Source organism: Mesorhizobium sp. M7A.F.Ca.US.006.04.2.1 (assembly GCF_004022915.1).
In the GTDB taxonomy this organism is placed as follows: domain Bacteria; phylum Pseudomonadota; class Alphaproteobacteria; order Rhizobiales; family Rhizobiaceae; genus Mesorhizobium; species Mesorhizobium ciceri.
On the sequence record NZ_RZQA01000556.1, the window covers coordinates 1 to 4,348 of the forward strand.

Consider the following 4,348-nt stretch of genomic DNA (forward strand, 5'->3'; position numbering starts at 1 on the left):
GCAGTGCAGAGGGCGCTGGTAGGCTGCAATCCGGTCTCAGGCGGCCGACATCACTTCAAAGCCCGCGGTTTGGCCGCGGGCGTTTGATTCCGGCTCGTGTTCTTCGGCGTTTCCCTTGAACGGCGGACCGCACTCTAGCCTTTCGACTTCTTCTCCGGCAGGCCCTTGCGCTTCGTCTCGGCGAATTCCTCGAGCTGCTTTTCGCTCATCGATTCGTACATTCCCTTGGAAGCGCCCTGGAGTTCGCTCTTCTTGGTCTCGCCGCGCTTGGCCGACAGAGCCGCGCCGGCGGCTTTCTGCTGGGCTTTCGAGGTGGCTGGCATGGCTCTTTCTCCCGTTGGCATCAGGAGAAAACGCAACGACTGCCGTGATGTTCCGCTTCGCAATCACGACATCGCCAACCCGAACCCCTGCATCAGGCGGCGGGTGGGGAAATCGGCTCTTTTCGATGTGAAGACGGCAAGGTCGGGCCCTTCAGGCAACATCTCGCCACGACCGCTCGGATCGATGTCGGCGAGAAGCGACAGCGCCCGGCGCGCGATCGCTTCGGCGGGGTCGAGCCAGTCGACCGGCCAAGGCGCCGTCTTGCGCATACGATTGGCCAGAAAGGGGTAGTGTGTGCAGGCGAGCACGACGATATCCGTACGCAGCGCATCACGTTCGACGAAGCATGGCGCGATCTCGGCGCGCACGGCCTCCTCATCGACGAAGCCCTCACGCATGTAGATCTCAGCCAGTCCCGCCAGCCTGTCGCTGCCGACCAGGCGGACATGGCATTTCTGCGCCCATTTGCTGATCAGGTCGCGCGTGTACTGTCGCTTGACGGTGCCAGGCGTCGCCAGCACCGAAACCAGCCCTGAGCGCGTGCGTTCCGCCGCCGGCTTGATCGCAGGCACCATGCCGACAAAAGGATGCTCGGGAAATCTGTCGCGCAGCGCGTCGATCACCAACGTCGAGGCGGTGTTGCAGGCGATGACCGAAATGGCCGGCGCAAACCGCTCAAGCAGTTTGCCGAACAATTCAAGGATATGCACCCTCAGCGCCGGCTCTTCCCAGGCGCCATAGGGAAACGCAGCGTCGTCGGCGACATAGATGAAGCGGCGGTCGGGCATCAGCACGCGCGCCTCGCGCAGTACGGTGAGCCCGCCGATGCCCGAATCGAACATCAGGATCGGCCGCTCAGTCATTGTCGGTTCCTTTTCCGCCAAGCGGCGGTATGTCATCGTCCTTGCCGGCGCCGGCAAGGCGCGCCGCTTCCGCCTTGCGGGCCCGCGCGGCGGCCGCGGGCAAGCGTCGTGGATCATCGCCAGGGGACCCGTCGCCGCGCGGCATCGCCGGCGAAAACCTGTCGAGCGACGAGATGATGCCGCGCAGCACCTTCAGCTCCGGTTCGGCAAAACCGGCGCGCGTCAGCACCGCACGCAGATTGTCGATCATTTTCGGCTTCTTCGGTGCCGGCCGGAAATAGCCGCGCGCTTCCAGTGCGCCTTCGAGATAGGCGAACAGGCCGTGCAATTCCTCCTTGCTTGCCGGCTTCATGTCCGGGCCGGAAAAATTGGTCTTGGTCTCGTCTTCCAGGCCGGACTTCATCCATTCGTAGGACATCAGAAGCGCGGCCTGGGCGATGTTGAGCGACGAGAAATCGGTATCGACCGGGAACGTGACGATCTCGTCGGCAAGGCCGACCTCGTCATTGTAGAGGCCGAAGCGCTCGCGGCCGAACAGGATGCCGGTGCGCTGGCCCATTGCGTGACGGGTCCGAAGCATCCTGCCCGCCTCCACCGGCCCGCGCACGGATTTGAAGCCGTCGCGCTGCCTGGCCGTGGTGGCGAAGACGAAGTTCAGGTCGGCGAGCGCCGAGGCCAGATCGTCAAAGACGGTGACGGCGTCGATGACATGATCGGCGCGGCTCGCCGCCGCACGTGCCTTCTCGCTCGGCCAACCGTCACGCGGATTGACGAGGCGCAGCTCCGACAGACCGAAATTGGCCATGGCGCGCGCGACCATGCCGATGTTCTCGCCAAGCTGAGGCTCGACGAGGATGATCGCCGGGCCGGCGACTGCAATGCTATCAGGATCTTTGGTGACGGGCATGATTGTCAATGAACTGCTGTTTGCGGCATTTCAGCGTCCCCTGCCATATTCGGCCGGGAAAATGAAGCATTCGCAAATGACGACGGCTCTGGCCTCCAATTCGTGACCGATCGCCGTTTGCGTGGCCAAAAGCGCTTTGATATACGGGCGACATCTCCCGGCCCAACGCCACGCGGGCAAGGCCGTCCCACATCCCAGCAACGAGGCATTCTTTCCATGGCGAAGATCAAGGTGGCGAACCCGGTCGTCGAACTCGACGGCGACGAGATGACCCGCATCATCTGGCAGTTCATCAAGGACAAGCTGATCCACCCTTATCTCGACCTCAAGCTGGAATATTACGACCTCGGCATCGAGCATCGCGACGCCACCAACGACCAGGTGACCATCGATTCGGCCAACGCCATCAAGAAATACGGCGTCGGCGTGAAATGCGCGACGATCACGCCTGACGAGCAGCGCGTCGAGGAGTTCAAGCTGAAGAAGATGTGGAAGTCGCCGAACGGCACCATCCGCAACATCCTCGGCGGCACCATCTTCCGCGAGCCGATCATCATGAAGAACGTGCCGCGCCTGGTGCCCGGCTGGACCAAGCCGATCATCGTCGGCCGTCATGCTTTCGGCGACCAGTACCGCGCCACCGATTTCCGCTTCCCCGGCAAGGGCAAGCTGACCATCAAGTTCGTCGGCGAGGACGGCCAGGTGATCGAGCACGATGTATACGACGCGCCCGGCGCCGGTGTCGCCATGGCCATGTACAATCTCGACGAGTCCATCCGCGAGTTCGCCCGCGCCTCGCTGAACTACGGCCTGCTGCGCAACTACCCGGTCTATCTGTCGACCAAGAACACCATCCTCAAGGCCTATGACGGCCGCTTCAAGGATATCTTCCAGGAGGTCTACGAGGCTGAATTCGAGGCCGAGTTCAAGTCGAAGAAGCTGTGGTACGAGCACCGCCTGATCGACGACATGGTGGCCTCCGCCCTGAAATGGTCGGGCGGCTATGTCTGGGCCTGCAAGAACTATGATGGTGACGTGCAGTCCGACACGGTCGCGCAAGGTTTCGGCTCACTCGGCCTGATGACCTCGGTGCTGATGACGCCGGACGGCAAGACCGTGGAAGCGGAAGCCGCGCACGGCACCGTCACCCGCCACTACCGCCAGCATCAGAAGGGCGAGGAAACCTCGACCAATTCGATCGCCTCGATCTTCGCCTGGACGCGTGGCCTCACCCATCGCGCCAAGCTCGACGACAATGCCGAGTTGAAGCGCTTTGCCGAGACGCTGGAAAAAGTCTGCATCCAGACGGTCGAGTCCGGCTTCATGACCAAGGACCTGTCGCTGCTGATCGGCCCCGACCAGCCTTGGCTGTCGACCACCGGTTTCCTCGACAAGATCGACGAGAACCTGCAGAAGGCGATGGCCTGATAAGTAAGCAAGATGGGCAAGCCCATCGTCTACGGGGCGGACTATAGCGTCTATGTGCGCATCGTCCGCCTCGTGCTTGAGGAAAAAGGCATCGACTACGAGCTTGTGCCAGTCGATGTCTTTGCCGCCGACGGGATTCCCGCCTGGTATTTCGAACATCATCCGTTCGGCCGCATCCCGGCCTTCGAGCATGACGGATTCCGGCTGTTCGAGACGAGCGCGATTGCCAGATATGTTGACGAGGCGTTCGACGGGCCAGCGCTGCAAGCGACGGAGCCTCGTGGCCGCGCAACCATGAACCAGATCATCGGCATGCTCGATGCCTATGCCTACAGATCGATGGTCTGGGATGTTGCCGTCGAGCGGCTGGAGAAGGCTCAGCCGGATGAGGCGTTGATCGCCGGCGGCCTTGCTCAGGCGAGCAAAGCGCTTCGGACGCTGTCCGCGCTGAAAGCGCCGGGACCGTGGCTGCTGGGCGACCAGCTGACGCTGGCCGACCTGCATGCCGCACCGATCATCGGCTATTTCGTCAAGGTCGCCGAGGGGCAAAATCTGCTGGCCGAGTTCCCTGATATCCGGGACTGGTATGCGCGCATTGCGGCTCGGCCGAGCTTCGTGCAGACTGAAAAAATCGGCTGATAAGAGACGTCCGCTGTCCCTCCAACCGTTGCTTTAAATTCAGTCCACTCGCCTACGCCGCTTCGAGTGCCGCCCTTACCGCAGCAATCGCATCATCGGCCTTGGAAGCGTCGGGGCCGCCAGCCTGGGCCATGTCGGGCCGCCCGCCGCCGCCCTGCCCGCCGAGCGCCGCCGAGGCCACTCGGAC

General features: G+C 62.8%; 5 protein-coding genes. 2 read left to right on the forward strand and 3 right to left on the reverse strand.

Going from position 1 to position 4,348, the window contains the following annotated elements; translation table 11 throughout:
- Positions 1 to 134 precede the first annotated feature (134 nt).
- The 3 genes from EN925_RS25045 to EN925_RS25055 form a co-directional block, all read right to left on the reverse strand.
- Positions 135 to 323 (reverse strand): DUF3008 family protein, encoded by a 189-nt coding sequence (locus tag EN925_RS25045; RefSeq protein ID WP_013532144.1) that lies wholly within the window; start codon positions 321 to 323, stop codon positions 135 to 137.
- A gap of 63 nt (positions 324 to 386) precedes the next feature.
- Complete coding sequence (murI, locus tag EN925_RS25050) at positions 387 to 1,187, reverse strand: glutamate racemase (protein ID WP_024504564.1); 801 nt, start codon at positions 1,185 to 1,187, stop codon at positions 387 to 389.
- On the reverse strand, positions 1,180 to 2,094 hold the full coding sequence (locus EN925_RS25055) for an RNA methyltransferase (RefSeq protein ID WP_128337008.1): 915 nt from the start codon (positions 2,092 to 2,094) through the stop codon (positions 1,180 to 1,182). Before EN925_RS25055 ends, murI begins: the two co-directional genes overlap by 8 nt.
- Before the next feature lie 216 nt (positions 2,095 to 2,310).
- Here EN925_RS25055 and EN925_RS25060 point away from each other — a divergent pair, with 216 nt between their 5' ends.
- Together EN925_RS25060 and EN925_RS25065 are read left to right on the forward strand one after the other, a co-directional pair.
- Positions 2,311 to 3,522 carry an NADP-dependent isocitrate dehydrogenase gene (locus tag EN925_RS25060; protein ID WP_013532148.1) on the forward strand — a complete coding sequence of 404 codons (1,212 nt, stop codon included), beginning with the start codon at positions 2,311 to 2,313 and terminating at the stop codon, positions 3,520 to 3,522.
- A gap of 12 nt (positions 3,523 to 3,534) precedes the next feature.
- A complete protein-coding gene (locus EN925_RS25065) occupies positions 3,535 to 4,161 on the forward strand; it encodes a glutathione S-transferase family protein (protein WP_024504566.1) in 627 nt (208 codons plus the stop codon).
- The last annotated feature ends 187 nt before the right edge of the window (positions 4,162 to 4,348 follow it).

Excerpts from the sequence above, each read along its gene's own strand:
- EN925_RS25045 (WP_013532144.1), bottom strand. The coding sequence starts at position 323 with ATGCCAGCCACCTCGAAAGCCCAGCAGAAAGCCGCCGGCGCGGCTCTG.
- murI (WP_024504564.1), bottom strand. The coding sequence starts at position 1,187 with ATGACTGAGCGGCCGATCCTGATGTTCGATTCGGGCATCGGCGGGCTC.
- EN925_RS25055 (WP_128337008.1), bottom strand. The coding sequence starts at position 2,094 with ATGCCCGTCACCAAAGATCCTGATAGCATTGCAGTCGCCGGCCCGGCG.
- EN925_RS25060 (WP_013532148.1), top strand. The coding sequence starts at position 2,311 with ATGGCGAAGATCAAGGTGGCGAACCCGGTCGTCGAACTCGACGGCGAC.
- EN925_RS25065 (WP_024504566.1), top strand. The coding sequence starts at position 3,535 with ATGGGCAAGCCCATCGTCTACGGGGCGGACTATAGCGTCTATGTGCGC.